The sequence below is a fragment of the Curtobacterium sp. MCSS17_007 genome (assembly GCF_003234175.2).
Taxonomy (GTDB): domain Bacteria; phylum Actinomycetota; class Actinomycetes; order Actinomycetales; family Microbacteriaceae; genus Curtobacterium.
On record NZ_CP126257.1, the window covers coordinates 1,955,276 to 1,979,411 of the forward strand.

Annotated in this window: 28 protein-coding genes; 9 read left to right on the plus strand and 19 right to left on the minus strand. The window is 68.4% G+C overall.

Annotation, left to right across the window (positions count from 1 at the left end):
- Positions 1-106: 106 nt before the first annotated feature.
- Complete coding sequence (locus tag DEJ22_RS09150) at positions 107-1,948, plus strand: hypothetical protein (RefSeq protein ID WP_181430678.1); 1,842 nt, start codon at positions 107-109, stop codon at positions 1,946-1,948.
- Positions 1,949-2,081: 133 nt separating this feature from the next.
- Here the strand turns inward: DEJ22_RS09150 and DEJ22_RS09155 are convergent, their stop codons facing one another.
- From DEJ22_RS09155 to DEJ22_RS09200, 10 genes are all read right to left on the minus strand, one after another.
- Complete coding sequence (locus DEJ22_RS09155; protein WP_181430679.1) at positions 2,082-2,810, minus strand: alpha/beta hydrolase; 729 nt, start codon at positions 2,808-2,810, stop codon at positions 2,082-2,084.
- Positions 2,807-3,112: an Rv1322 family protein gene (locus DEJ22_RS09160; RefSeq protein ID WP_502861841.1), complete on the minus strand. Its 306-nt coding sequence runs from the start codon at positions 3,110-3,112 to the stop codon at positions 2,807-2,809. Before DEJ22_RS09160 ends, DEJ22_RS09155 begins: the two co-directional genes overlap by 4 nt.
- A gap of 14 nt (positions 3,113-3,126) precedes the next feature.
- Entirely contained in the window at positions 3,127-3,819 is a 693-nt protein-coding gene (locus DEJ22_RS09165) for an aggregation-promoting factor C-terminal-like domain-containing protein (protein ID WP_111226453.1), read from the minus strand.
- A 339-nt stretch (positions 3,820-4,158) separates the two neighbouring features.
- The gene (locus tag DEJ22_RS09170; RefSeq protein ID WP_111226258.1) at positions 4,159-4,707 is read right to left on the minus strand and encodes a DivIVA domain-containing protein; all 549 of its coding nucleotides are present in this window, start codon (positions 4,705-4,707) and stop codon (positions 4,159-4,161) included.
- A 113-nt stretch (positions 4,708-4,820) separates the two neighbouring features.
- Positions 4,821-5,816: a phosphatidate cytidylyltransferase gene (locus DEJ22_RS09175; RefSeq protein ID WP_111226259.1), complete on the minus strand. Its 996-nt coding sequence runs from the start codon at positions 5,814-5,816 to the stop codon at positions 4,821-4,823.
- Positions 5,816-6,370, minus strand: coding sequence for a ribosome recycling factor (gene frr / locus DEJ22_RS09180; RefSeq protein WP_111226260.1), 555 nt, complete (start codon positions 6,368-6,370; stop codon positions 5,816-5,818). Before frr ends, DEJ22_RS09175 begins: the two co-directional genes overlap by 1 nt.
- A 45-nt stretch (positions 6,371-6,415) precedes the next feature.
- Entirely contained in the window at positions 6,416-7,135 is a 720-nt protein-coding gene (gene pyrH / locus DEJ22_RS09185) for a UMP kinase (protein WP_111226261.1), read from the minus strand.
- A 155-nt stretch (positions 7,136-7,290) separates the two neighbouring features.
- A complete protein-coding gene (gene tsf, locus DEJ22_RS09190) occupies positions 7,291-8,118 on the minus strand; it encodes a translation elongation factor Ts (protein ID WP_111226262.1) in 828 nt (275 codons plus the stop codon).
- An 87-nt stretch (positions 8,119-8,205) separates the two neighbouring features.
- Positions 8,206-9,099: a 30S ribosomal protein S2 gene (gene rpsB, locus DEJ22_RS09195; RefSeq protein ID WP_111226263.1), complete on the minus strand. Its 894-nt coding sequence runs from the start codon at positions 9,097-9,099 to the stop codon at positions 8,206-8,208.
- 305 nt (positions 9,100-9,404) lie between these two features.
- Complete coding sequence (locus DEJ22_RS09200) at positions 9,405-10,847, minus strand: sugar porter family MFS transporter (protein ID WP_111226264.1); 1,443 nt, start codon at positions 10,845-10,847, stop codon at positions 9,405-9,407.
- A 290-nt stretch (positions 10,848-11,137) separates the two neighbouring features.
- Between DEJ22_RS09200 and DEJ22_RS09205 the strand changes: the two genes are divergently transcribed.
- On the plus strand, positions 11,138-11,734 hold the full coding sequence (locus DEJ22_RS09205; RefSeq protein WP_111226265.1) for a murein hydrolase activator EnvC family protein: 597 nt from the start codon (positions 11,138-11,140) through the stop codon (positions 11,732-11,734).
- Between the two features lie 106 nt (positions 11,735-11,840).
- On the opposite strand, the gene DEJ22_RS09210 is transcribed toward DEJ22_RS09205, so the two are convergent.
- The 3 genes from DEJ22_RS09210 to DEJ22_RS09220 are packed head-to-tail and all read right to left on the minus strand — an operon-like array spanning position 11,841 to position 14,784.
- A complete protein-coding gene (locus DEJ22_RS09210; protein ID WP_111226266.1) occupies positions 11,841-12,773 on the minus strand; it encodes a tyrosine recombinase XerC in 933 nt (310 codons plus the stop codon).
- Between the two features lie 41 nt (positions 12,774-12,814).
- Complete coding sequence (dprA, locus tag DEJ22_RS09215; protein WP_111226267.1) at positions 12,815-14,053, minus strand: DNA-processing protein DprA; 1,239 nt, start codon at positions 14,051-14,053, stop codon at positions 12,815-12,817.
- On the minus strand, positions 14,050-14,784 hold the full coding sequence (locus tag DEJ22_RS09220) for an ATP-binding protein (RefSeq protein WP_502861842.1): 735 nt from the start codon (positions 14,782-14,784) through the stop codon (positions 14,050-14,052). The genes dprA and DEJ22_RS09220 overlap by 4 nt, the downstream gene beginning before the upstream one ends.
- Here DEJ22_RS09220 and DEJ22_RS09225 point away from each other — a divergent pair.
- Positions 14,768-16,204, plus strand: a complete 1,437-nt coding sequence (locus DEJ22_RS09225; RefSeq protein WP_111226268.1) for a recombinase family protein — start codon at positions 14,768-14,770, stop codon at positions 16,202-16,204. The two genes, DEJ22_RS09220 and DEJ22_RS09225, sit on opposite strands and share 17 nt — an antisense overlap.
- On the opposite strand, the gene DEJ22_RS09230 is transcribed toward DEJ22_RS09225, so the two are convergent.
- Entirely contained in the window at positions 16,167-16,721 is a 555-nt protein-coding gene (locus DEJ22_RS09230) for a hypothetical protein (protein ID WP_111226269.1), read from the minus strand. The genes DEJ22_RS09225 and DEJ22_RS09230 overlap by 38 nt on opposite strands.
- Positions 16,722-16,857: 136 nt before the next feature.
- On the opposite strand from DEJ22_RS09230, the gene DEJ22_RS09235 reads away from it, so the two are divergent.
- From DEJ22_RS09235 to DEJ22_RS09260, 6 genes are read left to right on the plus strand one after another with little or no spacing between them, the layout of a single operon-like run.
- Positions 16,858-17,094 carry a hypothetical protein gene (locus DEJ22_RS09235; RefSeq protein ID WP_111226270.1) on the plus strand — a complete coding sequence of 79 codons (237 nt, stop codon included), beginning with the start codon at positions 16,858-16,860 and terminating at the stop codon, positions 17,092-17,094.
- Positions 17,095-17,118: 24 nt separating this feature from the next.
- A complete protein-coding gene (locus DEJ22_RS09240; RefSeq protein ID WP_111226271.1) occupies positions 17,119-17,316 on the plus strand; it encodes a hypothetical protein in 198 nt (65 codons plus the stop codon).
- A complete protein-coding gene (locus DEJ22_RS09245; RefSeq protein ID WP_111226272.1) occupies positions 17,316-17,495 on the plus strand; it encodes a hypothetical protein in 180 nt (59 codons plus the stop codon). Before DEJ22_RS09240 ends, DEJ22_RS09245 begins: the two co-directional genes overlap by 1 nt.
- A 33-nt stretch (positions 17,496-17,528) precedes the next feature.
- Entirely contained in the window at positions 17,529-19,772 is a 2,244-nt protein-coding gene (locus DEJ22_RS09250) for a type IV secretory system conjugative DNA transfer family protein (protein WP_111226273.1), read from the plus strand.
- Complete coding sequence (locus DEJ22_RS09255; protein ID WP_111226274.1) at positions 19,769-20,044, plus strand: hypothetical protein; 276 nt, start codon at positions 19,769-19,771, stop codon at positions 20,042-20,044. The genes DEJ22_RS09250 and DEJ22_RS09255 overlap by 4 nt, the downstream gene beginning before the upstream one ends.
- On the plus strand, positions 20,041-20,628 hold the full coding sequence (locus tag DEJ22_RS09260; RefSeq protein ID WP_111226275.1) for a hypothetical protein: 588 nt from the start codon (positions 20,041-20,043) through the stop codon (positions 20,626-20,628). The genes DEJ22_RS09255 and DEJ22_RS09260 overlap by 4 nt, the downstream gene beginning before the upstream one ends.
- Positions 20,629-20,826: 198 nt before the next feature.
- Here DEJ22_RS09260 and DEJ22_RS09265 read toward each other — a convergent pair whose 3' ends face one another.
- From DEJ22_RS09265 to DEJ22_RS09285, 5 genes are all read right to left on the minus strand, one after another.
- Complete coding sequence (locus DEJ22_RS09265) at positions 20,827-21,165, minus strand: histone-like nucleoid-structuring protein Lsr2 (protein WP_111226276.1); 339 nt, start codon at positions 21,163-21,165, stop codon at positions 20,827-20,829.
- Between the two features lie 163 nt (positions 21,166-21,328).
- Positions 21,329-22,663, minus strand: coding sequence for a peptidoglycan amidohydrolase family protein (locus DEJ22_RS09270; protein WP_111226277.1), 1,335 nt, complete (start codon positions 22,661-22,663; stop codon positions 21,329-21,331).
- 1 nt (position 22,664) lies between these two features.
- Positions 22,665-22,895: a hypothetical protein gene (locus DEJ22_RS09275; protein WP_111226278.1), complete on the minus strand. Its 231-nt coding sequence runs from the start codon at positions 22,893-22,895 to the stop codon at positions 22,665-22,667.
- Positions 22,892-23,239 carry a hypothetical protein gene (locus DEJ22_RS09280; RefSeq protein WP_111226279.1) on the minus strand — a complete coding sequence of 116 codons (348 nt, stop codon included), beginning with the start codon at positions 23,237-23,239 and terminating at the stop codon, positions 22,892-22,894. Before DEJ22_RS09280 ends, DEJ22_RS09275 begins: the two co-directional genes overlap by 4 nt.
- On the minus strand, positions 23,239-24,102 hold the full coding sequence (locus tag DEJ22_RS09285) for a hypothetical protein (protein WP_146241677.1): 864 nt from the start codon (positions 24,100-24,102) through the stop codon (positions 23,239-23,241). The genes DEJ22_RS09280 and DEJ22_RS09285 overlap by 1 nt, the downstream gene beginning before the upstream one ends.
- Positions 24,103-24,136: the final 34 nt, after the last annotated feature.

The window sequence follows — 24,136 nt, forward strand, 5'->3', positions numbered from 1 at the left end:
TCGCATCCCCCACCGCTGTCCGCGGTCACAGTCCCGGCGGACCGGCCGCCACTAGACTCGTCCGCGGGCCAGACGCTGGCCCTCCGCCGACCCCCAGGAGCAACACGTGGCGAACGACGAGGCCGAGTTCGGGACCGAGCTGCGCGGGTACCGCCGCGACGAGGTGGACCGCTCGGTGAACGAGCTGCGCCGCGAGCTCATCAAGTCGAACACCGACCGCGCCGAGGCCGCGAAGGAGATCCGTCTGCTCCAGGCCCGGGTCGCCGACCTGCAGAGCGAGCTCGACGAGGCCGGCACCCCCACCTACAGCGGGCTCGGCACCCGGCTCGAGTCCACGCTGCGCGTCGCTGAGGAGCAGTCGACCCGCCTCATCAGCCAGGCCGACATCGACGCCCAGCGCCTGCGCGCATCGAGCCGCAACGAAGCGGAGCGACTCCTGCGCGAGGCCCGGCAGGAGGCCTCCGAGACGCTCGAGGACGCCCGCTCCCGCGCCACCGACGAGCTGACCCGCGCCCGCGCCGAGTCCGCCGACACGATCGAGCGCGCCCGCGCCGAGGCAGGCCTGCTCACCCAGGACGCCCGCAACGAGGCCGCCGCCGTCCGTGGCGCAGCGGTCACCGAGGCGGCAGAGGTCCGCTCGGTCGCCATCCGTGAGACCAACGCGCTGCGCGCCCGTGTCGAGCGCGAGGTCGCCGAGCTCCGCGAGGACGCGCAGCGCGCCGCCGAGGACGCCCGCCGAGCAGCGGCCGACCTCGACCGCGAGACCGAGCACCGCCGTAGCGTGTTCGAGGCCGACCATGCTCGGCGCACCGAGGACCTCGACCGCGAGGAGACGACGCGCCGCGAAGCGCTCGAGCGCGAGGTCACCGAGGGCCGCGCGACCTGGCAGCGCGAACGCGACGAGCAGCAGCGCGAGCACGCCCTCGCGATGGAGACGGAGCGGGCCGAGCTCGAGGCCGAGGTGGACCGACGCCGTGCGGCGCTCGAGGCCGAGATCAGCGACCGCCGGCGGGAACTGGACGCCGAACTCGGCGCCGCTCGGGCACGCTGGGAGCGCGAGGCTGCCGAGGCGCGAACCGCGCTCGACCAGGAGCTCCAGGCCGCACGTGCACAGCTCCGCGTCGACCAGGAGCAGACCCGGGCAGAGAACGAACGGCTGGTCCAGGAGACCCAGGCGCGCATCGAGCAGGAGCTCGAGGACCACCGCGCGCGCATCGAGCGGGAACGCGCCGAGGCCGACGCGGCCGCCGAGCGCGCGGCTCGGGAGCACGCCGAGGAGCTCGCCGCCCGTCGCGAGCGGGAGCACGCCGAGGTCGACACCGAGATCGCCGACCGTCGCGCCGCGGAGCTGACGGCGCTCGAGGCCGAGCGCACGGCGCTCCGCCAGGAGATCGACACCATGCGCGCGGGGCTCGACAAGGAGCGCGACGAGGTCCGTGCGGAGATCACCCGCGAGCGGGACGAGGCCCGGGCATCGCTCGAGTCGGAGCTCGCTGCGCGCCGTGACGACGCGGAGCAGGAGTACCTGCAGAAGCACCACGAGACGGTGACCGAGACGCAGAAGTACCTGGACGAGGCGAACCTGCAGCTCGCCGAGGCGACCCGTCGGGCGACCGAGGCCCGCGAACGCGCCGAGCGCCTGCAGCAGGAGGCCGACGACCTGGAGCGGACCAGCACTGCTGCGGCACAGGAGCGTGCCCGCACCATCGTCACCGATGCGCAGGAGCGGGTGCACCGCATGATCGCGGAGGCCGAGGAGCGCACCGCTGCCATCGAAGCGGACTCGGAGGACCGGCTCGCGGCGATCCGGAACGAGCGGGACGCCGTCGCCGGCTACCTCGAGAACCTGCGGGGCGTGCTCATGCACGCCACCGGTCTGCTGGACGGCACGCCCGCCCAGGCCGAGGCCGGCGCTCCCGCGGACGACGAGGACAGCGCCACGCGCTGACCTCCCCAGCAGCGGGACGGTGAGCCGACCGGGAGGCGCGACACGCGCCTCCCGGTCCGCTCACGTGTCGCGGCACGTGGTCGGGCAGCAGGGTCACGGGATTGCCCGAGCGTCGTACCCGGACCCGGGACGATCAGTCGTCGACGTGCGTCGGCAGCGGCGCGCTGCCCGGGACCACCAGGTCGGCGACCGTGTCGAGGACCGTGCGGACGTACCGCTCCCCCACCCAGAGGTGCTTCGCGCCCTCGACCGGCACGACCTGCACGTTCGGCGCCACGGCGAAGCGCTGTGCGGCCTCGTCGGGCCGGAGGAAGTCGTCGTGCTCGGGGACGAGTGCCACGACGGGCACGGGCACCCCGGACCATCGGCGCAGCTCGTCCTCCGAGGTCCGGTGCAGTGGCGGGGACAGCAGCACGACGCCCGCGACCGTACCGGCGGCGACGTGCTCGAGGGCGTGCTTGAGGACCACCTCGGTGCCGAACGACCAGCCGAGCAGCCACGGTGTCGGCAGCCCCCGGTCGACCGTCTCATGCACGGCGGCCCGGAGGTCGAACCCCTCGGAGACCCCGTCGCCGAAGACCCCCTCCGAGGTGCCGCGGGGCGACGTCACCGACCGGAAGTTGAAGCGGAGGACCGCGATGTCGGCGAGGGCGGGCAGTCGCGCAGCGGCCTTCTTCAGCACGTGCGAATCCATGAACCCCTGCGCCGTGGGCAGCGGGTGGAGCGTGACCAGGGTGCCGCGGGCAGGACGGCCGAGCGGCTCGGCGAGCTCGCCGACGAGCGTCAGGTGGTCGTCGGTCACGAGTTCGATCTCGGTCCGGCGGGCGGGGAGTTCCGTGTTCGATCGGATCTCGGTGCTCATGCGATGCTCCAGCAGTGCTCGTGCCAGTGACGACGCGACGCCAGGTCGGCCTCGTCGCCGAGGACCCCGTCGGCGCGCCAGACCACCACGTGCGCAGTGCCGGGCATCACGGTCCCGCCGCAACCCGGGCAGACGTACTCCTTCTGCGCCGACGCGGCGGACACCGGCTGCACGGTGAAGGAACGGCCCCGACGGATCTCGGTCCGCTTCCACGAGCTCATGAGCCGGTCGAGACCCGTCTCGTCCTCGGACGACTCCGGTCCGCGACCGCGGGGTCGCCGCGGTCGGTTGCTGCGCGGCACCCCGGTGCTGCCGATCAGTACCAGTTGTGGGAGACGCTGTGTCCCCAGGCACCGCACGGCGTGCCGTAGACGCCCGAGATGTAGTTGAGACCCCAGGTGATCTGGGTCGCCGGGTTGGTCTGCCAGTCCGCGCCGGCCGTGGCCATCTTGCTGCCCGGCAGTGCCTGCGGGATGCCGTAGGCGCCGCTCGGGTTGTAGGCGTTGACCCGCCAGCCCGACTCCTTGTTCCACAGGGACACGAGGCAGTTGTACTGGTCGGCACCCCACCCGCGAGCCGCCACCATCTGCTGGGCGATGGCCTGGGCGCTGCCCGGGTCGGGCGTCGCGGCGGTGGCGGCGAGCGTGTTCGACGGCGTGACGGCCGCCTTCTCGGTGGACGCACCGTCGTCCTCGGTCGCCGCCGGCGCCTCGACCACCTTGGGCTTCGGCAGCGTGACACCGTAGCCGTCGCGCGTCACGTCGAACGCGGCGTAGGTGCCGTGAGCGGTGAACTGCTGCGGCTCGACCGGGGCCTTGACGAGCACCGGCGCGACGACCGCGGCCTGTGCCACGTCGGGCTGCATCGGGTTGAAGAGCGAACCACCGACGAAACCGAACACCGCGAAGAACGACAGCGCCGGGATCGTCGCGCGCTTCCGCATGAAGGAGTTGAGCGTCCGCGGGGCCTTCGCCGCCGGGGTCGTGGCGACCGCACGGCGCTGCTTCACGGCACGGGGGTCGACGGCGCCGGTCGGTGCGAGCGGGCCGCGGACGAGGACCGGGGCCGTGTTCGTCGCGGAGGATGCGACCGGGGTCGGCGCGGTGGAGGGTGCGCCCGTCGCGGTGGCCGGCAGCGATGCCGTCTCGACCCGCGGGGTCGCGTGGAGGACCGCGTGCTCCGCCGTGCGGAGTCGGTCGCGTGCCGCGCGGCGCTCACCGACGACCGGACGGTCGAGGTGCTCGCGGGTACCGCGGTCGGAGCTGGAGTCTGCCGTGTGCCTGCCCATGAGTCCGTCCAGGATAACGGAACGGTCACGGGATGAGAAGCACCTCGTGCCCGCGAGTCGTCAGCGGACGGCGAGCATGACCTCGACGACGGCGTCGAGCAGCGCGTCGACCTGGGCTTCGCGGTAGCCGCCGTGCTTCGGCCGGAACACGACCGAGCGCACCTCGGTCAGGCTGAGCGGCTTGCCGTCGCGGAAGTACCCCGCGAGACGCTCGGCGAACGCGTCGACGTCCTTCGGGTGGTAGCCGGTCCCCAGGACGCTCGTGCGGGCGAAGCGCTGGCCGGACGGCCGCTCGAGACGGGCCACCACGTCCGACGCCTTCGCGCGAGCCTCGGCGTACCAGGCCTTCTGCCCGACCGACGCGATCTCACGCTCGCGCTCACGGGCGGCGAAGGCGTCCTCCAACCGTTCCATCGCGGCGTCGACGTGGGCCGTGGAGTACCCGCCCTTGCGCATCGAGAACGCGGTCGCACGGATCTTGGCCGCCTCGATGCCCGGTGACGTGTCCCCCGCGGTGTACGCGCGGCGAGCGTCCTCGAGGAAGCGCTCGACCTCGTCGACGTCGTAGCCGAGTGCCTTGCGGTCTGCGTTGGGGAAGGTGGTTGCCACGGCGACATTCTGACAGCACCGGACCCTGGCGCCACCTGGACGCGCCCACGCCGGACCGCGTGGTCATGCAGCGGCCGGGCCGCTCGGTACGGGGGACCCTCGGACGGCAGGCCTCAGTGCACGACGATCAGGTACATGACGTACGCGACCGCCGCCGAGGGCAGGATGCTGTCGATCCGGTCGAGCAGTCCACCGTGTCCCGGCAGGAACGACGAGATGTCCTTGATCCCGAGGTCGCGCTTGATCATCGACTCGGTCAGGTCGCCGAGCGTCGCCGAGCCGGAGATGAGCACGCCGAGGAGCACACCGGTCCACCAGGGCAGACCGAGCAGCAGCACGACCACGACGATCCCGACGACGATGCTCGCCGCGACCGACCCGGCGAAGCCCTCCCACGTCTTCTTCGGGCTGATCCGCGGCGCCATCGGGTGCTTGCCGAGGTTCAGCCCGGTCGCGTACGCACCGGTGTCCACGGCGACGACCACGAGGATGAACGCGATCACCCAGAGCTGGCCGCGGAGCTGCGCCGAGAGCAGGACCACGCACGCCCCGAGCAGTGAGATGTAGGCCTGCACGAAGAGGCCGTTCGTGAGGTCGCGCACGACGTGCCCGACCGGCGGCTTGTCGCGCGCCACGGCGACCTCGACCAGGCGCCAGAGCGAGATGAACACGATCCCGCCGAGCAGCGTGAACAGCGCCGCGACCTGGCCGCCGAGGAAGGCGGCAGGGACGACGGCCACGCTGACGGCGACGCTCGGGATGCGCGGCACGTCACGGCCCGCGAAGCGCATCGCGCTCGCGAGCTCGTAGACGCCCACACCGAGCAGGAACGCGGCGACGACCATGAAGGCCGGCTTCCAGATGAGGAGCGCCGCCAGCATGACGACCGCGAACGCCAGGGCGATCCCGATCGCCGCAGGCAGGTTGCGACCGGTCCGCGCCGTGAGGGCCTCGTTGCGCGCGCCGAGCTCCGCCTTGCGCTGCTTCAGCTGCGCTTCGAAGTCGGCGCGCGCCGCGCGGGCACGGGCGTCGAAGTCCTGTCGGAGCCCCTTCTTCGCGGACGGGCGCGGTTCTGTGGGGCGGTCGCCGCCCGGCTCGGGGAGACGCATCAGACCTCGAGGAGTTCGGCTTCCTTCTTCTTCAGCGCGTCGTCGATCTGGTCGACGTGCTTCTTCGTGATGACGTCGAGCTCCTTGTCGCCGCGGGCGATCTCGTCGTCCGAGATCTCGCCCTTGAGCGCGTCGAGGTCGTCCTTCGCCTTGCGGCGGATGTTGCGCACGACGACCTTGTGGTCCTCGCCCTTGCCGCGCACGAGCTTCACGAACTCCTTGCGGCGGTCCTGGGTGAGCTCCGGGATCGTCACGCGGACGACCTCGCCGTCGTTCGACGGGCTGGCGCCGAGGTTCGGGAACGTCGCGATGGCGCGTTCGATGTCCTTCAGCGCGGACTTGTCGTAGGGCGTCACGACGAGCGTGCGCGCCTCAGGCGTCTGCAGGCCGGCGAGCTGCGCGAGCGGCGTCGGCGTGCCGTAGTAGTCGACCGGGATCTTCTGGAAGAGCGCGGGGTTGATGCGTCCGGTGCGGACGGTCGCGAAGTCGTCCTTGGCGACGTCGACGGCCTTCGCCATCTTCTCGGTGGCTTCGGTCAGGACATCACTGATCACGGTGGTTCTCCTTCGGTACTGCGTCGAGTCTAGTCAGCGTGCACGTCAGTTGCTGACGACCGTGCCGATCCGCTCCCCACGGATCGCGGCGGCGACGTTACCCTCGCCCTCCATGCCGAACACGTGCATCGGCATGCCGTTGTCCATGCACAGCGAGAACGCCGTGGCGTCGACCACCTTCAGCCCCTGGAGCAGGGCGTCCTGGTACGTGACGTGGTGCAGCTTCTCGGCCGTGGCGTCCTTCTTGGGGTCGGCTGTGTACACGCCGTCGACCCCGTTCTTCGCCACGAGGACCTCGTGCGCGTCGATCTCGAGCGCGCGCTGCGCCGCGACCGTGTCGGTCGAGAAGTACGGCAGGCCGGCGCCGGCGCCGAAGATCACGATGCGGCCCTTCTCGAGGTGCCGTTCCGCGCGACGCGGGATGTAGGGCTCGGCGACCTGGGTCATGCTGATGGCCGACTGCACGCGCGTCGCGGCACCGGCCTGCTCGAGGAAGTCCTGCAGGGCGAGCGCGTTCATCACCGTGCCGAGCATGCCCATGTAGTCGGCACGCCCACGGTCCATCCCGCGCTGGGACAGCTCGGCGCCGCGGAAGAAGTTGCCGCCGCCGACGACGATGGCGACCTCGACGTCCTGCGCGGCCTCGGCGATCTCCTTGGCGATCGTGCTGATGACGTCGGGGTTCACACCGAGGGAACCCGCCCCGAAGGCCTCCCCCGACAGCTTCAGCAGGACCCGGCGGCGTCCGGTCTTCTCGTTCGTCATGTGGCGCACCCTTCGTCGAATGTCTCGTGGGAATCTACCCGGCCGCAGCCGGTCCGGCGGAGGAGGCCGTGCCTCCGCACCGGTTCCGCGCGTGTCGCAGCGCGCAGAAAACGGGGCCCGGAACCGATGTGGTTCCGAGCCCCGTCACGGGTTCGTTACGCGCCGACCTTGACGCGGGCGAAGCCCTGGATCGTCAGGCCGGCGTTCTCGGCGGCCTTCGCGACGGACAGCTTGTTGTCCTTGGCGTAGTCCTGCTCGAGGAGCGCGACCTGCTTGCGGTACGCGTTGAGGCGACCCTCGACGATCTTCGGCAGGGCGGCCTCCGGCTTGCCCTCCTCGCGCGTGATCGCCTCGACGGTCGCGCGCTCCTTCTCGATGGCCTCGGCCGGGATCTCGTCGCGGGTCAGGTACGTCGGGTTCGCGAACGCGACGTGCTGGGCGATCGAACGCGCCTCCGCGGCGTCGGAGCCCGCGTACGCGATGACGACCGCGATCTGCGGCGGCAGGTCCTGGCTGGTCTTGTGCAGGTAGACCTCGAAGGCGTCGCCCTCGACACGGACGACCGTGCGCAGTGCGAGCTTCTCGCCCAGCGCGGCGGCGGCCTCGTCGATCGCCTCGGCGACCGTCTTGCCGTCGAGCGGCGCGGCGTTGCCGGCCTCGACGTCGGCAGCGCCGGCAGCGGCGACCGCGGCGACGACCTTGTCGGCGAGGGTGGTGAACTTCTCGTTCTTCGCGACGAAGTCGGTCTCGCTCGCGAGCTCGACCACGGTGGCGGCGCCACCCTCGGTCGTCGCGACGACGACGCCCTCGGAGGTCGCACGGTCGTCGCGCTTGGCGACGGCCTTCGCGCCCTTGATGCGGAGGAGCTCGACGGCCTTGTCGTAGTCGCCGTCGGCCTCGACGAGCGCGTTCTTCGCGTCCATCATGCCGGCCCCGAGGTCCTCGCGGAGCTTCTTCACGTCAGCAAGGCTGTAGTTGGCCATTGGCTGGAGTCCTTTCTGGACTGTGGTTGTGGAGAGGTGGAGAGTGAGCGCGGGCGCCGGCCCCGAGGGACCGGCGCCCGCGGACGATCACTCGGCGGGGGTGGCGTTCTTCGCGTCGTCGGCGATCGGCTCGCCGATCTCCTTCGCGGCGACCTGCGCGTCGGCGTCGTTCTCCTCGACCGTCGCGCCCTCACCCTCGGTCTGACCGGCGGCCGGGGCCGACTCGGTCTGACCGGCGAGGAGCTCCTGCTCCCACTCGGCGAGCGGCTCGGCCGCTTCCTCGTCGCCGCCGTTGTGACGGGTCTTGAGGCCCTCGGCCGCGGCGTCGGCGACGATGCGGGTGAGGAGGCCGACGGAGCGGATCGCGTCGTCGTTGCCCGGGATCGGGTACGTGATCTCGTCGGGGTCGCAGTTGGTGTCGAGGATGCCGATGACCGGGATCCCGAGCTTCTGCGCCTCGTCGATCGCGAGGTGCTCCTTCTTCGTGTCGACGACCCAGAGCGCGCTCGGGGTCCGCGTGAGGTTGCGGATACCACCGAGGGTCTTGTGGAGCTTGTCCAGCTCGCGCTTCTTGATGAGGAGCTCCTTCTTGGTGAAGCCCTTCGTCGTGTCGTCGAAGTCGATCTCCTCGAGCTCCTTCATGCGCGCGAGGCGCTTGGAGACCGTCTGGAAGTTCGTGAGCAGACCGCCGAGCCAACGCTGGTTGACGTACGGCTGGCCGACGCGGGTCGCCTGCTCGGCGATGGAGCCCTGCGCCTGCTTCTTGGTGCCCACGAAGAGGATCGTGCCACCGTGCGCGACCGTCTCCTTGACGAAGTCGTACGCACGGTCGATGTAGGCCAGCGACTGCTGCAGGTCGATGATGTGGATGCCCGAGCGCTCGGCGAGGATGAAGCGCTTCACCTTCGGGTTCCACCGACGGGTCTGGTGTCCGAAGTGGACGCCGCTGTCGAGCAGCTGGCGGATGGTGACGACGGCCATGCCGTCCCTCCTTGTTCTCGGCGCGCGGCTGTTCGGCCGTGCGCACGGTTGCGGTTGTGTCGGTCACGACCCGGTGGTCGTGGCCCCTGGCGCCCTGTCCACGCGGCCGCCCGCTCGCGAGAGCAGGACCGGTGGCCGTGGGACGTGTCGTCGAACGAGCGATGGGTCGTTGCACGAGCACTGTGGACACGCGAAGTCAGCGCGCAGGAGCGCGCTGCGGTCGTAATGCTAGCAGGTCCGGACGCACGGGAGGCGCGGTGCGGGTCGGACCCGCACCGCGCCTCCCGGCTGGTGGTGACGTCGCGTCAGGACTTGGCGCTGACCGTGTCCCCCTCGGCCGAGATGCCCATCTCCTCGAGGGAGCGGCCCTTCGTCTCGGGGATCTTGCCGATGACGAAGAACAGGGACAGCAGGGCGAACAGCGCGTAGATGCCGTAGGTGACCGTCAGGTTGAAGCCGGACAGCACCGGGAAGGTGATCGTGACCAGGAAGTTCGCGATCCAGTTCGCCGCGGAGCCGACACCCAGCGCGGTCGCGCGGATGCGGTTCGGGAACATCTCGCCGAGCAGGACCCACATGAGCGGACCCCAGGTCGCGCCGAACGAGACGACGAAGAGGTTGGCGAAGACGAGCGCGATGAGCCCCCAGGCGCCCGGCAGGTTCGGCTCGCCGTCGACGATCGTGGCCTGGGAGAAGGCGATCGCGACCATGGTCAGCGACACGAACATGCCCGAGGAACCGGCGATGAGCAGCGGCTTCCGGCCGAGCTTGTCGACCGTGAAGATCGCGATGAACGTGACGGCGACGTTCACGACGGACGTGATCGTCGAGATGAGGAACGACTGCTCCTCCTTGAACCCGACCGCCTGCCAGAGGGTCGTCGAGTAGTAGAAGATGACGTTGATGCCGACGAACTGCTGCAGGACGGCGAGGATGATGCCGACCCAGACGATCGGCTGCAGGCCGAAGCGGTTGCCCCGGATCGAGCCCTTCTTCTCGTTGGCTTCCTTCTTGATGCCGTCCTGGATCTCCTCCAGGCTCGTGTTCACGGTGTCGCGGGGGACGATCTTGCCCATGACCTCGCGGGCGTCGTCCGCGCGGCCCTTCGAGAGCAGGAACCGCGGGGACTCGGGCAGCGTGATCGCGAGCACGCCGTAGACCACCGACGGGATCACACCGACGAGGAACATCCAGCGCCAGGCAGCGAGGCCGAGGACCTGCTCGGACGCGCCACCGGCGGTCACCGCGAAGATCTGGTCGGACAGCAGCGCGGCGAAGATACCGAGGGTGATGGCGAGCTGCTGGAACGACGCCAGCCGACCGCGGATGGCCTTCGGCGAGACCTCGGAGATGTACGCGGGGGCGATGACCGAGGCGGTGCCGATCCCCAGGCCGCCGACGAGACGCCAGATCACCAGGTCCCAGGTGGCGAAGGCGAAGGCGCTGCCGATCGAGCTGACGAAGAACAGCACGGCCGCCCAGAACATCACGCGGGTGCGGCCCCAGCGGTCCGCGAGGCGACCGGCGAAGTAGGCGCCGAACGCGCAGCCGATCAGGGCGGAGGCGACCGCGAAGCCGCTGGCGGCCTCGGACAGGCCGAACTCGCCCTTGATCGCGTCGACGGCTCCGTTGATGACGGAGGAGTCGAATCCGAAGAGGAAGCCGCCGACTGCCGCCGCGACGGCGAACAGCGTGACCTTCCCCTTGAACGCACGGTCCTCGCCGTGCTGGGTGGACGTGTTCGACACGGTGCTCCAGGTTCCTGCCGCCGTGCTGGGTGGCGCACGGTGCCCCGGCGGTCGGCTGGTTCGCCGTCCGAGCGGCGTTGCGTGTTCCGGAGCGGCCCCGACTGTACCCGCTGGCGGCCCGCGGGGCACATCGGCGCCGCGGCGGCGCGGCGGCGCGGCGCCGCCGGGGACCGCAGCCACCGGGCCGGGGTGACCGACTCGCTCCTGCACCGGTACGGAGGCACGGCCCACCCTCCACAGGTCGCTCCACCGCAGCCCTCGGTCCGTCCGGTCCGGGTGACGCTGGTGTCATGCACGCCCCGCTCGTCACCACCACGTCCCGACGACCGACCGCGGCCCCGCTCGGTGTCGCCGCGGTCGCGGCGCTCGTCGTGGCGCTCACGACCGGCTGCTCGACGCCGCCAACGGGACCCGACGCGGGGGCCGTGCACCACGCGGCGGCTCGGGCGGACGACGGAGACCGCACCCCGACGTGGGTGTGGCCGACGGGTTCGAACGCAGTGGTCCGGGGATGGGAGCAGCCCGCAGACGAGTACGCCGCAGGGCACCGGGGCATCGACGTTGCGGCGGCGCGCGGCGCCACGGTGGTCGCGGTGGCGGACGGGACGGTGTCGTTCGCCGGGCAGGTCGCCGGGCGTGGGGTCGTGTCGATCGACCACGGCGGAGGACTCGTCAGCACGTTGGACTCGGTCGATCCCCGGGTCGCCGAGGGCGAGGTCGTCGCGCAGGGCGATCAGGTCGGGGCCGTGGCGGTCGGGCACTGCTCGGACGCCGCGCCGTGTCTGCACCTCGGCGCTCGGCTTGACGGCCGGTACGTCGACCCGATGCCGTTCCTGCCGACGGCGGCCTGGCCGGTCCTGCTCCCCGAGTCGGCGTGGCCGGGTTGAGCCCCCGGGGCGACGGACGCGGAGGGTGCCCGGTGCGGAGCAACCGTCGAGATTCGAACGGCGGTGGGCGGTGGGCGGTGGGCGGTCGGCGGCCGGCGGTCGGCGGTCAGGCTCTGGGGTGGGCCGTCCGGTAGACCTCGCGGAGCCGCGCGGAGGACACGTGCGTGTAGATCTGCGTCGTCCCGAGGCTGGCGTGACCGAGGAGCTCCTGCACCGCTCGCAGGTCCGCTCCCCCGTCGAGCAGGTGGGTCGCGGCCGTGTGCCGGAAGGTGTGCGGCCCGTTCGGACCGGCGCCGGGCAGTCCGTCGAGCGCGCGCGCGACGATCCGGTACACACTGCGGACCCCGATCCGTCCACCGCGGTCGCCGAGGAACAGTGCTGACGGCTCGGCAGCTCCCGCCCGGGCAGCGAGCGCGGGGCGTCCACGGTCGAGCCATGCCTCGAGGGCGTCGCGGGCAGGCACCCCGAAGGGCACGACCCGTTCCTTGGAACCCTTGCCGAGCACACGGACGGTCAGGCGGGTCCGGTCCAGGTCGACCACGTCGATCCCCACGAGCTCGCTCACGCGGATCGCTGCGGCGTAGAGGAGTTCGACGACCGCCAGGTCCCGGAGCGGACCGGGCTCGTCGGTGTCGGCGAGCGCTCCGAGCTGGTCGAGCACCGTGCGCACCTGGTCGGACGACACGACGCGGGGCAGGTGCGCGGCGCCCTTCGGTGCACGGAGTCGCGCCCCCGGGTCGGTCCCGAGCACACCGGTCTCGCTCGCCCAGCGGGTGAAGGCCCGTACCGAGGACGACCGTCGGGCGATCGTGGAACGGGCGAGCCCGCGCTGGTCGGCCTCCCACAGCCAGTCCCGGAGCAGTTCGAGCCCGAGGCCGCGAGCGTCGGTGACTCGTCGGCCGGCTGCGAACCGCACGAGCTGGTCGAGATCGTTGGCGTACGCCCGGACGGTCTGCTCACCGAGCCCCCTGGCGTGACGGGCGTGCTCGAGGAACGACTCCACCGCCGCCGCGAGTCGCCCGTCCGTCTGCTCTGTCACGGCTCCAGGGTAGGCGCGTCTCCTGCTCCAGCCGTCCTGCTTCACGCCCGGGCCCACCCGCCGACGGTCTGCGCCACCAGGCCCTGCAGCTCTGCCAGCGCGAGTGCGTCGGCAACCTCGCCGAGTGACATCCCCGACCGGACGGCGAGTTCCTGCTCCCCCGATGCCCGCCGTCCGAGTGCGTCGAGCACGCGCAGCACCCCGGGGTCCTCCCGACCGGAGCGGAGCGGCTCACCGACCCCGGGCTCGCCGCCGACCCCGGCGGCACTCCCGTGGCCGACGACCGCGTCCACCGGGTCGCCTGGTCGCACCACGATCTGCGCCCGCCCCTCCGCCACCAACCGGTGACACCCGACCGACGCCGCGGACGAGAAGGCCCCCGGCACCGCGAACACCGGCCGCCCGAGCTGCCCGGCGTGGTGCGCGGTGTTCAGTGCCCCCGACCGCGCTCCCGCCTCGACCACCACGGTCGCCGCACCCAGGGCGGCGATGAGTCGGTTCCGCGCGAGGAACCGCCACCGTGAGGGCCGCGTCCCGGGCGGGGACTCGGCCAGCAGGGCGCCCTGCCGCGCGACGTCCCGGAGCAGGTCGGTGTTGCCCACCGGGTAGAGCTGGTCGATCCCGCCCGCGAGCACGGCGACCGTCGGGACGCCGGCGGCGACCGCGACACGGTGCGCGGTGGCGTCGATCCCGTAGGCGCCCCCGCTCACGACAGTGCACCCGGCGTCCGCCGCTGCCGAGGTGATCTCCGCCGCCGCCTCCGCGCCCGCGACCGTGTTCGCCCGCGACCCGACGACGGCTAGGGCGGCCGCCGTGGCGCGACGCCCCGACCGGGCCCACAGGACGACCGGAGCGTGCGGTCCGAGGTCGTCGACGCTCACGGGCCAACCGGGGTGGCCGGGCACGAGCAGCCGTGCGCCGACGGCCCGTGCCGCAGCGGCGACGCCCTGCACGTCGCTGCGGTCGAGGCGGGGCGACCAGCGTCGGAGCGCCTCGTCGAGGGCCCGGGCGAACGCCCTGGGTGACTCGGTGCCGGGCAGTCCTGCGTCCCCGCACGACTCCAGCAGCATCCGGGTCCCGTCGTCGCCGGCCGCGTGGACCAGTGCGAGTGACCGTTCCGCACCGAGCCCCTGCACGAGCACCCCGGCGACGGCGTCCCCCGGCTCCACCACGGTCGACCACGCCATCCGTGCCGCCGCCTCGACCGGGTCGACAACGGCACAGCCGTCCGGGCCGAGCAGCGCCCGCACCGTGGGGAGCACGTCGACACCCCCGCTCACAGGGCGCTCCGGAGGGCCAGGGCGTCGCGCACGTGGCGGTCGTCGGGACGGTCCGCGCCCTGCAGGTCCGCCAGGGTCCACGCCAGCCGCATGGTGCGGTCCCAGCCACGCATGGTGAGCGTGCCGAGGTCGAGCGCATGGTCGAGGAGTGTGGACGCGCCCGGCACGGCCCGCCCGGGCCCGCGGAGCCACGCCCCGGAGACCTCGGCGTTCCTGGTCCACCCGGTGCCCGCCAGACGGCTGCGCATCGCCGCCCGTGCCGCCGCGACCGTCGCACGCGCCTGCGCCGTCGTCGGGGTCGAACCGTCCTCGCCCCGGATGAGCCCGGTCGTGACCCGCGGCACCCGCACGCGGATGTCCATCCGGTCGAGCAGTGGCCCGCTCATCCGACCGAGGTACCGCCGCACGGTGGCCGGGGGGCACTCGCACGGCTGTCGGGACGACCCGGCGTTGCCGCACGGACAAGGGTTGGCGGCGAGCACGACCTGACAGCGCGCGGGGAACTCGGCGGCCCCGGCGGCCCGGTGGACGGTGATGCGACCGGACTCGAGCGGCTGGCGGAGCGCGTCGAGCACGGCGCGCGGGAACTCCGGTGCCTCGTCGAAAGTTCGGTATCGCCTTGCGTTGTGAAAATCACCGCCCCTGTTGCCAGCCCCGTCCGGGCGTCCAATCTCTTGCCACGACCGGCCCGATGCCTCATAGTGCGGGCCAGCAATGAAGCGAGCAGCCATCTACGTCCGAATCTCTAGGGACCACGCGGGAGCGGGGCTCGGCGTCGAACGCCAGGAAGCCGACTGCCGGAAGCTGGCGGCGGAACGCGGCTGGGAAGTGGCCGCGGTCCTGTCCGACAACGACATCAGCGCTTACTCCGGCAAGCGACGACCGGGCTACGAGCAGCTGATCGGCCTGATCCAGACCGGCGACGTGGGCGCGGTGATCTCGTGGAGCCACGACCGCCTCCACCGCAGGCCGACGGAACTCGAGTCCTATATAGACGTGTGCGACAAGGCCGGGATCGACACCTACACCGTGAAGGCCGGCCACTTCGATCTGTCCACTCCGAGCGGCCGTGCGGTCGCGCGTACCCTCGCGGCCTGGGCCGCCTATGAAGTGGAGACTTCAACCGGACGCGTCCTGGCGGCCAAGAAGCAGGCAGCCGAGTCAGGCAAGTGGCGGGGCGGCCAGCGCCCCTTCGGCTACGACGCTGACGGCATGACCGTAAGAGAGGAAGAAGCGGCGCTCGTCCGGGAGGCCGCGCAGCGGTTCGTACTCGGCGACTCATGGCGAACGGTCGCCCTCGATTGGAACACCCGGAAGATCGTCACGGCGAACGGCATGGCCTGGAACGCGCTCAAAGTGCGCAACCTCACGATTAGGCTCCGGAACATCGGGATCGTCGATCACAACGGCACTGACCGCTACCCGGCCCAGTGGCCCGCGATCATTGATCAGGAACTCTGGGACCAGTTGCAGACGGCCATCGCGGTGAGCCGCAACGTCCACACGCAGCGCGGACCGTTCAGAAAGCACCTGCTCAAGGGCTTCGCGTACTGCGGAGAGTGCGGCAACCGCCTCAACGTGTACGGGACGAAGCGGGCTGGCGGACGTTACGAACCGGCCTACGGGTGCAGGAAGAACGACGACGAAAAAGGTCAGGTCGGTTGCGGCTCCGTAAAGCGCATGCTCGCGGCCGTCGACGATCTGGTTATCGACTCCCTCTTCTACCGGCTCGACACGGAGGACATGCACCAGGTGCTCTCAGACGCGTCTTCGGACAACGAAGCGCTGTCGACGCACCTTGCAGAGCTGCATGCCGCCACGCAGCGCCTGGAAGAGATCTACGGGCTCTTTGGAGCGGGCGAGATCGACTTCGCCGAGTACAAGGCGATGAAGGCTGCCGCGCACGAAGAGAAGGAACGCGCGTCACGGAAGGTGAACCAGTCGTCGGGCAAGGGGACCATCGCCAACGTCCCGGTCGGCAAGACGCTCCGCGAAGCGTGGGACGGCTCGGACCTCCAATGGAAGCGCCAGCTGTTGAGCGTCTTCATCGACCGCGTCGAGATCATGAAAGTGCCAAAGGGATCACCCCGCACCTTCTACAAGGGGTGGCAGTTCAATCCTGATCTGATTCAGATTCGTTGGAGGGCGTAGCTGGCCCCTCATCCAGTCTCTGCATCGCACGCCTCACATAGGATGCGGCCACGTGCGCGTCGATGCTGGCTTCGATGCCGCGCCGGTCTCCTTCTTCTGCCGCCCATGAGATCGCGAAGAACGAGACATCCGCCAACCAGCGCACGCCTCCTTCGCTCATGAATCGACGGAAGTACTCGTCGATCAGCGCGGCTCCGGATCGCTCAAGCCGCTGTACCGTGCGAACGCTGACGCCGAACCGCTTCGCTACCGACTCGCGTCTGTCCATGAGCGCTTCATTGACGTCAGCCTCCTCATTCAGATGACCGAAGTGAAACGCCGTCCTAAACGCCTGCACGGACGGGCTGTCAGGCGCGATGCGCAAGAACAGCTCCAGCAGCATGCGAAGCGATCGCTTGTCCGGAACGCCGAACAGCCCGGGATCAACCGGGCCGTCGTCCCCGATCGTCCTGCGCATTGCCAGAAGGGTGTCGACCCTGGCCCATTCGGTCCGCTCTTCACTCGCGTCGGTGTCCACAGACTCAAAGCTAGTCGCCCGGACATCGATCGGCAAACAGAGGACCGAGTTTGACTGTTGGTGACCAAAACGAGGAACCACTAGACAGATAGCGTCCAAAGCCGTACGCTTGCGCCACCGATCAAAGGAGCAGGCCGTGAAGAAGCAGATCGCCCGGATCATCAGCGACCAGGTCGCCAACGGAGACACGGCCGTCATCGACGCCTTGCGCCAGCTCGCCGGGATGCCGGTCGGCTCGATCCAGATGGACCGGAGCTACGTGCGCCGCCGCGTCGTGGAGATCCAGCGCGATCAGAACGGCAACGTCGTCGGCTCGATCGAACGAATCGAAGAGGCCGAGTCGGGCAGCTCGTCCGGCACCTGGCACCAGTAGCGCTCACACACCAAGGAGACAGTCATGTTCGAAACGATCCTCGTCCTCGCCTTCCTCATCGGGGCTGCCTGCCTCGGCGCGATCATCGGTCGCGTCTTCAAGAAGCTCGAAGCGGTCGAGCGCCGCAAGCTGATCGAGAAGCAGATGCGCCAGCAGATCATCGACGCTGAGAGCGAGCGCATCGCCGCCGAGAAGATCCTCCGTGAGAACGGACAAATCTGATGAAGAAGGCGTGGGCGCTTCTCTGGTTCGTGGTCGTCGCGGTCTTCGCGATCTCGATCATCGCGGCCGTCATCAAGCCTTGGATTCCGGCCATCGCCGCGGTGATCGTCGTCGTCTTCCTGGTCGCCGTGGCGGTCTTCATCTGGCGGCGGTTCGCTGAGCGCCGCCGCTTCTTCTAATTCCGCAGGCTACGTGTTTAAGTAGGTGCAGGCATGAGATTCAAGCGCCAAACTAAAAGGGACGCGAATCGGGACGTATACCTCGTCACCTTCCCTACTGACCTCGCCGCCGAACGGGTGCTCGCCTGGCTCCGGTCTGTTAGCGGCACCCTTCCCAAACGCACCAACCGCTTCCTCGACTGGTCGACGCTCGCGTTCGAAACGTGGGCGTCGGCCAGAGGGATCGCTCACCGCGTGCACGTTCCGAAGAGCGCGTCCGAATACGTGGCCTCCCAGCTGCGCACCTTGGCTCCCGGCATCACCGTGACGAAGGACGCCACCCGCCCCGGAGAGGACTGGACCGCGGGCCTCGAACTCGGGATGACGAGCCCGACCAGGCAGCTGCGCATCATGAGCCACAACGACCTGTCAGCGAGCGTCCTGGCGTCCGTTCAGTCCCTGGGATCAGACGAGGCGGTCATGATCCAGTGGGTGCTCGGCGCTGCCCGTCCCGAGATCCTTCCCGCGCGCGACGGCAACAGCCGGTCGGCCGAGTTCTCGATGAAGGCGTTGATCACTTCCGGTGTCCTGACCGCGCAGAACGACGAGCTCAACGACCGCCGGCAGAAGCTTGAAGAACCGAACCTCCTGGGCGTCGGCCGCGTCGTGGTGAAAGCGAACAACCCCAGGCGGGCCGGTGAGCTGATCTTGCGCGTCGAGTCTTCCCTTGCAGGAGCGAACAGCCCGGCCAACCGGTTCAGGCGCACGGCCGCCAAGTCCGCCCGGGTCATCGCGGACGCGAAGGACGCCGCCACTCCCCTGCTCTTTCCCGGCCAGTTCAACCTCAAGGAACTCGCCGCGGTGATCTCCTGGCCGATCGGCCAGCCGTTCGTCGCCGGTCTGCCGCAGGGCTCGACCAGGCACCTCTACGCGAACGAAGACATCGCGACCGAAGGCATCGTCATCGGCGACAGCAACTACCCGGGGCATGAGCGGCCGATCGCCCTCACCTTCGAGAAGGCCGTCCAGCACGTCTACTACGGCGGCAAGACGGGCACCGGCAAGACCGTGGCGATGGCCAACAACTTCGGACAGGTCGTCAAGAACGGCTACGGCGCGATCGTGATCGACGCGTCCAACTCGAACTCGAGCGAAACCATGTTCAGCCGGGCCCTCAACCTGATCCCATCTGACCGCCTGGACGACGTGATCATCATGAACCCGAGCGAAGACGGGGACATGCCGGTCGGCTTCAACGTGCTCGACCAGGGAAGGCCGCGCGTCGTGGCCGACCAGATCAAAGACCTGTTCGCGCACCTCTACCAGGACACGGCGGGCGTCTGGACGAAGCAGCTGCTCTTCCACGGGCTCTACACGCTCGCCGAGCACGACGGCATGACGATCTCCGAACTGATGCCGCTGATCAACCCGCAAACCAAAGAAGAGGTCGCGTGGGCCGACGAGCTGAGGCGGGGAGTGCGCGACAAGGAACTCCGGAACTTCTGGAACAGGTGGGAGAACTTCAACCAGTCGGAGCGGGACCGCAACACGCAGCCGCTCATCAACCGCATGTGGCAGCTCGACGCCCGTCCGGAACTGCGCGGGATGCTCGGACAGGCCAAGTCGTCGTTCAAGGTGCAGGAAGTGCTGCGCGACAACAAGATCCTGCTGATCAGCTTGAACGGCCTGCCTCCCGGCACCGCGTCGATCCTCGGCACGCTGATCGTCAATGCCGTGTGGAGCGGAGCGCAGACGATGAGCCCCGACCGGCCGAACTTCCTGTACCTCGACGAGTTCCAGGTGATGACGCGGCTTCCGACCGGACTCGACGACATGCTGAACCGCTCGCGCAAGCATGGCCTCGGCGTCGTCATGGGAACCCAGTACCTCGAAGACGTGCCGGCCGAGTTGAAGAACGCGATCACGAACAACGCCAGGTCGCGGGTGATCTTCCAGTCCAGCGCGAAGGAAGCGCGCATGTGGAGCAGCGAGTTCGGCCGGACGCTAGACGAGAACGACTTCATGCGGATCAGGCAGTACGAGGCGGTCGCGGAGATCGCCACGGAGTCGGGCGTGACCGCTCCGGTCACGTTGAAGGCGCGGCCCCCGCTGACGCCGACGGGGCAGGCGAGGGCCGTGCGCGAACTGAGTCGGAAGACCTACGGGCGGCCGATCGGCGAAGTCGAGGACGACATGGAAAACAGGCGGCAGGCGACGGTCAAGGCCGTGAAGAGCAGGCCGATGATCGGGATCAGGGCATGGGACGACGAACCAATAAACGGAAGGAGAACACGATGAGCGAGCAGATGAATCAGAACGGCGGGGAAGCCGAGATCGAGCGGGCGCTGTACTGGATCGACGAAGGAATCCGCGCGGCGGAAGCTCTGGCGCGCCACCTGCGCATGGCCCGCTCTATGACGGAGGAACTGCGCGAACGGCAGCTCACCGAAAACGGGGCGAAGAACATTGAGATTATGGGCAGTGCCATGCGCGTGGTCACCGAACACGTGGAACGCGGATCGAACGGGCTCACGATGTTCTTCAAAAACTCTAAGAGGACGGGATCATGATCAAGCGGCAGGAAACGCTGTGGGGCGCGAGCATCTACGACGGACTCCAGCACGACCCGAGACACGCGTTCGTCCTGGCCTCCTACTCCGCCTTCAAGCGCGTCGTAATGAGCCAGTGGACGCAGCTGATCGACGGCGGTTTGAAGTTCGTGGCCAACAAGGACGACCCGTACGCCGACTCGTCCGAGATGCGCCGCGACGTGGAAGACAAGCTGACGCTCCGGGTCTACGCGGACAACGGCGGCTCGCTTCCTGACGACCATCCGATGCGTCAGAAAGTGGAGTCGGGGATCGAAGGGTTCGTCGTTCTGAACGACGTCTTCCGCGGCGTGCACGACGTCATGGGACACGTACTCTCGGGCGGCAGCTTCGGACCGAAGGGCGAGCAGTTGGCGTGGGCGACTCACCGCGACACGATGCCCCGGTTGGCTCACAACGCGCTCTGGTGCGAGACGGTCGGGCAGAACATGTGGACCAACTTCGCGGGCGATCACGAGTCGCTTCCGATGGCCGAGCGGCCGTTCGGAGAGCAGAAGGCGGGGCTGGTCCCGGCGTTCCTGGTGGAGGCGCGTCTGCACGCGTGAGGGGGCGCTACCCACCACTCCCCTACTCCGCCCTTGAAACGCGATGTAATAGGGGTGACACCACTCCCCTACCCTACCGAAGAGGGGTGCGTAACAGAGGTCAGCGTTGTAAATCCTACAAGTGGGGTAAAAACCGGTAGGGGAGTGCAAAAAGAGGGGATCGGCCTTCGCCGAACCCCTCTTTTTGACGTGAACTACTTACTTGTTCGCGGCGTAGTACGCGTCCTTCACGGACTGTGAGATCCGGCCGCGCGACGACACCTCGTGGCCGTTCGCAGCGGCCCACTCGCGGATGGCAGTCAGGTCTTCCGAGTTGTTGCGCGCGGGCTTGGAAGCCGAGCCCGACGAACGGCCGACGCGCCGCGCGGAAGCCACGTAGTCGGACAGCGCGTCGCGCAGCTTGTCCTTGTTCGCGTCGGACAGGTCGATCTCATAGCTGGTGCCGTCGAAGCCGAACTGGACCGTGCCGCCCTTGCCGTCTTCGATCGGCGCGCCGTCCAGGTCGTCGATGAGCGTCGTGGTGACCTTCTGAGCCATGGTGCAATCCTTCGTTCGATTCCGTGGTCGCGGTCAGCATACATGAAAGCGCGCATATAGAAAGCCGCTCAGAGCGTTTCTGAGCGGCCTGTGCTTTGCGGACGGCTACACGTTCATGTTGCGAAGCGAAGCCGCATCCTGGCGCGTCTGCGCACGCGTGAGACTACTGCTTCGACTTGTAGATGCCGAACATGGTCAGTATGAACGCGCCTGCAGTTGCGAGCAGGCCGCTGAGCGCCACGATGCGGATCAAGTCGGTGAAGCCGAGCACGACCGCAAGGCCAGGCGCGACCAGACCGAGGCCGATGAGAGAGTCACCGACTACGTAGACGATGACCTTGGTTTTCTTCGAGATGCCTGACTGGATCTCCGCTACCACGTCGCTCGCCTGGACGTCGTCAGCGAGCTTCTGCGCGCTCTGTGTTGCTACTTGGAGTTGCTTCTGTTCTGCTTCGCTGAATGCCATCTTGGTTGGCTCCTTTGCTGGTTCGTTAGTAGTTGGTTCTTTCGTCGGTTGTTGAGCCGGTTCAGGCTCATCTGCCGGTGGTTGCTCTGGCTCCGGTTGAGCGGCCGGTTCTTCCGCGGGCTGTTGCGCGGGCGGAGTCTCCGGCGCCGGCTGTTCGGCCGGTGCGGGCTGAGGCGCTGCAACTGACGGACGCTTGCCTGGAACGGGAGTTCCGCCGTCGGTGCCCGCGACCTCCGTCGCCTTGGCAATGTCGACCCAAAACTTGTAGACGTTCCATTGGATGAGGGCCAACCACATGCCGCCGCTCTGGCCGAGATCAAGCACCTGGTGCTTGCCCGGCAGAACGAATCGAGATCCTGGGTTCAAGTCCTGATCGTCCGTGGCGTAGCCGTCAGCGTCCACCTCGACGAGCGGTTCGGCCGGCACGCCGTTGTCATCCCAGGTCGGGTCGACAGGGCATAGATCGTTGCTCAACACCTGCCAGAGTCCGCCCTGTAGCTCGACCTTCGACACCGTGAGCGGGTCGGCGAACTTGATGAACGAACCGACGTCCACGTTCTGATCCGTCGGGTTGCCTACGGGACCCGGAGCGTCTGAGCCCGCGTAGCGGTAGAAGGTCTGCTCCGGGTAGTCGTTCCAAGCGCGCAGCTGGTCGTAGTTATCGATCTTGATCCCGGCGACCCGGCAGTTGATCACCCGATCGGCGTCGATGAAGAACATGTAGTGACCGGCGGCTCCCCCGCTTGCTCCGCGCTTGCCCCAGATCGCAGCGTCGCCTTTCCTGGTGTCGTAGTTCCCCTGAGCGTTCGGTTTGATCTGCACCCAGCCGTTCGCCTCGAAGTCGCGGAACATCGTGTCCGTGTTGCCGATGCGCAGACCGGCAGGCAGGAGTCCCGCTGCTTCGAGCGAGAAGTACCCCGCGCTTGAACAGTCGAAGCTGTTCGGACCGAAACGGCTCGTCATCGAGTACGTGATGCCCCGCGCTTGCTGCGTCAGGTACCAGTTTATTGCTATGTTGAACTTTGCATCCATGTCACCTCCTTTTGATGTCTAGCGCGTGCATGAGCAGCAGCAAAGCGCCGCCGCTCGAGAACAGGGCCCGTACGTCCGCGTCCGGCCGGACAATCGCGTTGATGAGCGCAACGATGATCAGATATATGGCGAAGAACGTCAGCCACTTGTAGCGCTTCCGGGACGCGTAGACGGCCACGAGCGCGTAAGGCACGAGCCTGATGAGCAGAACGAACGTAAGACTGACCGTCACTGCGACACCCCCTGTCCCACCATGAAGCTGAGCACTCCGGCCAAAGCCAAGAGCACCGCGACTACCCCGGCCACCAGCTTCTCGTTCTGAAACCACTTGCTCGGGGTGACGACCTGTACAGTCGTCGCGTTCGGAGCATTGATCTGTTGAGGCTGCTGGTTCGGGTGTTTCTCCTGGTACTGGGCGACTGCTTGAAGGCCGGTCTTCCACTCTTCGATCGAATTCACCCGGCCGTTCGTCTTCGTTGCCTGAGCTTCGACGCGTTCGAGCTTGCCGTCCATCTGCACGAGGTACACGAGCACATCGGTGATAGTCGGGTTCTGAGGTATCTGGAAGTCTGACATTAGAGACCTATGGCGAACCAGTTGAAGGACATGTAGCCGTTCGCCCCGACCGTTGTGAACAGATTGACCGGCATCGAGTCTTTCGTGACCGTGCCGACGTTGGCATAAATCCCATCAGTATTCGCGTACGGCCCGGATGCCGTAGCAGTCGCGGACTGCACGGCCGTCAAGAAGCCTGCAGGGAAGTTCACGACGACAGCTATCTTCGTGTTGGCACCACCGGTGTTGTTCTGCTGCGAAGACGTTCCCCATAAAAGTTTCAAACCCCCCAAATTGATGTAGAAAATTGTGCCGCCTGCGTTCCCTGAGTTCGTGATAGTCTTCACCGCAACGCCCGCACTAGTCGTAACGAACTGTCGAAGGTCGGCAATATTCGGAGCCGTGATTTGGGTTGTTGATGCCGGTACCGCGACCTGAGCCAAGATGATGTAAGGGTTCGCCGCTCCGACAGCGCTCTGAATCTGAGCCGTCGTAGGCACGACCGGTGAAGAAGCCGGAGTACCCGCGACCGCGACGAACTTCAGCACGTTGTTCGTGTTGTTCACCGGAGACTGGACCGCGGTCACGCTCTTGTCGACGTAGGCGACCACGTAGTCGATGCGCGGAGAAGCGGACGCCGTGGCGATCGTCACGGACTCCCCGGCGGTCGTGTCGTGGCTGATCATGTAGTAGTAGTCAGCCGGAGCCGTGCCGGTAGGGATGCGTCCGGAGCCAGGGTTGACGCGGACAGTCATGTTGGCCGAGCCGTTCGGTACTACGTCGAGGCCCTTGAACACCTGACCGGAGAACGCTTCGTTGAGACCTTTGAAGGTCGCGTACTCGTCAGATGCTCCCCCGTTGTAGTTGACGACGATTTTAGACACTTGCGGTTCTCTGTTTAGTTTTGCTTATGCCATC

Excerpts from the sequence above, each read along its gene's own strand:
- DEJ22_RS09225 (WP_111226268.1), top strand. The coding sequence starts at position 14,768 with ATGAAGCGAGCAGCCATCTACGTCCGAATCTCTAGGGACCACGCGGGA.
- DEJ22_RS09155 (WP_181430679.1), bottom strand. The coding sequence starts at position 2,810 with ATGAGCACCGAGATCCGATCGAACACGGAACTCCCCGCCCGCCGGACC.
- DEJ22_RS09175 (WP_111226259.1), bottom strand. The coding sequence starts at position 5,816 with ATGCGTCTCCCCGAGCCGGGCGGCGACCGCCCCACAGAACCGCGCCCG.
- pyrH (WP_111226261.1), bottom strand. The coding sequence starts at position 7,135 with ATGACGAACGAGAAGACCGGACGCCGCCGGGTCCTGCTGAAGCTGTCG.
- DEJ22_RS09250 (WP_111226273.1), top strand. The coding sequence starts at position 17,529 with ATGAGATTCAAGCGCCAAACTAAAAGGGACGCGAATCGGGACGTATAC.
- DEJ22_RS09245 (WP_111226272.1), top strand. The coding sequence starts at position 17,316 with ATGAAGAAGGCGTGGGCGCTTCTCTGGTTCGTGGTCGTCGCGGTCTTC.
- tsf (WP_111226262.1), bottom strand. The coding sequence starts at position 8,118 with ATGGCCAACTACAGCCTTGCTGACGTGAAGAAGCTCCGCGAGGACCTC.
- DEJ22_RS09255 (WP_111226274.1), top strand. The coding sequence starts at position 19,769 with ATGAGCGAGCAGATGAATCAGAACGGCGGGGAAGCCGAGATCGAGCGG.
- DEJ22_RS09205 (WP_111226265.1), top strand. The coding sequence starts at position 11,138 with ATGCACGCCCCGCTCGTCACCACCACGTCCCGACGACCGACCGCGGCC.
- DEJ22_RS09220 (WP_502861842.1), bottom strand. The coding sequence starts at position 14,784 with ATGGCTGCTCGCTTCATTGCTGGCCCGCACTATGAGGCATCGGGCCGG.
- rpsB (WP_111226263.1), bottom strand. The coding sequence starts at position 9,099 with ATGGCCGTCGTCACCATCCGCCAGCTGCTCGACAGCGGCGTCCACTTC.
- DEJ22_RS09270 (WP_111226277.1), bottom strand. The coding sequence starts at position 22,663 with ATGGATGCAAAGTTCAACATAGCAATAAACTGGTACCTGACGCAGCAA.
- DEJ22_RS09265 (WP_111226276.1), bottom strand. The coding sequence starts at position 21,165 with ATGGCTCAGAAGGTCACCACGACGCTCATCGACGACCTGGACGGCGCG.
- DEJ22_RS09260 (WP_111226275.1), top strand. The coding sequence starts at position 20,041 with ATGATCAAGCGGCAGGAAACGCTGTGGGGCGCGAGCATCTACGACGGA.
- DEJ22_RS09240 (WP_111226271.1), top strand. The coding sequence starts at position 17,119 with ATGTTCGAAACGATCCTCGTCCTCGCCTTCCTCATCGGGGCTGCCTGC.
- DEJ22_RS09280 (WP_111226279.1), bottom strand. The coding sequence starts at position 23,239 with ATGTCAGACTTCCAGATACCTCAGAACCCGACTATCACCGATGTGCTC.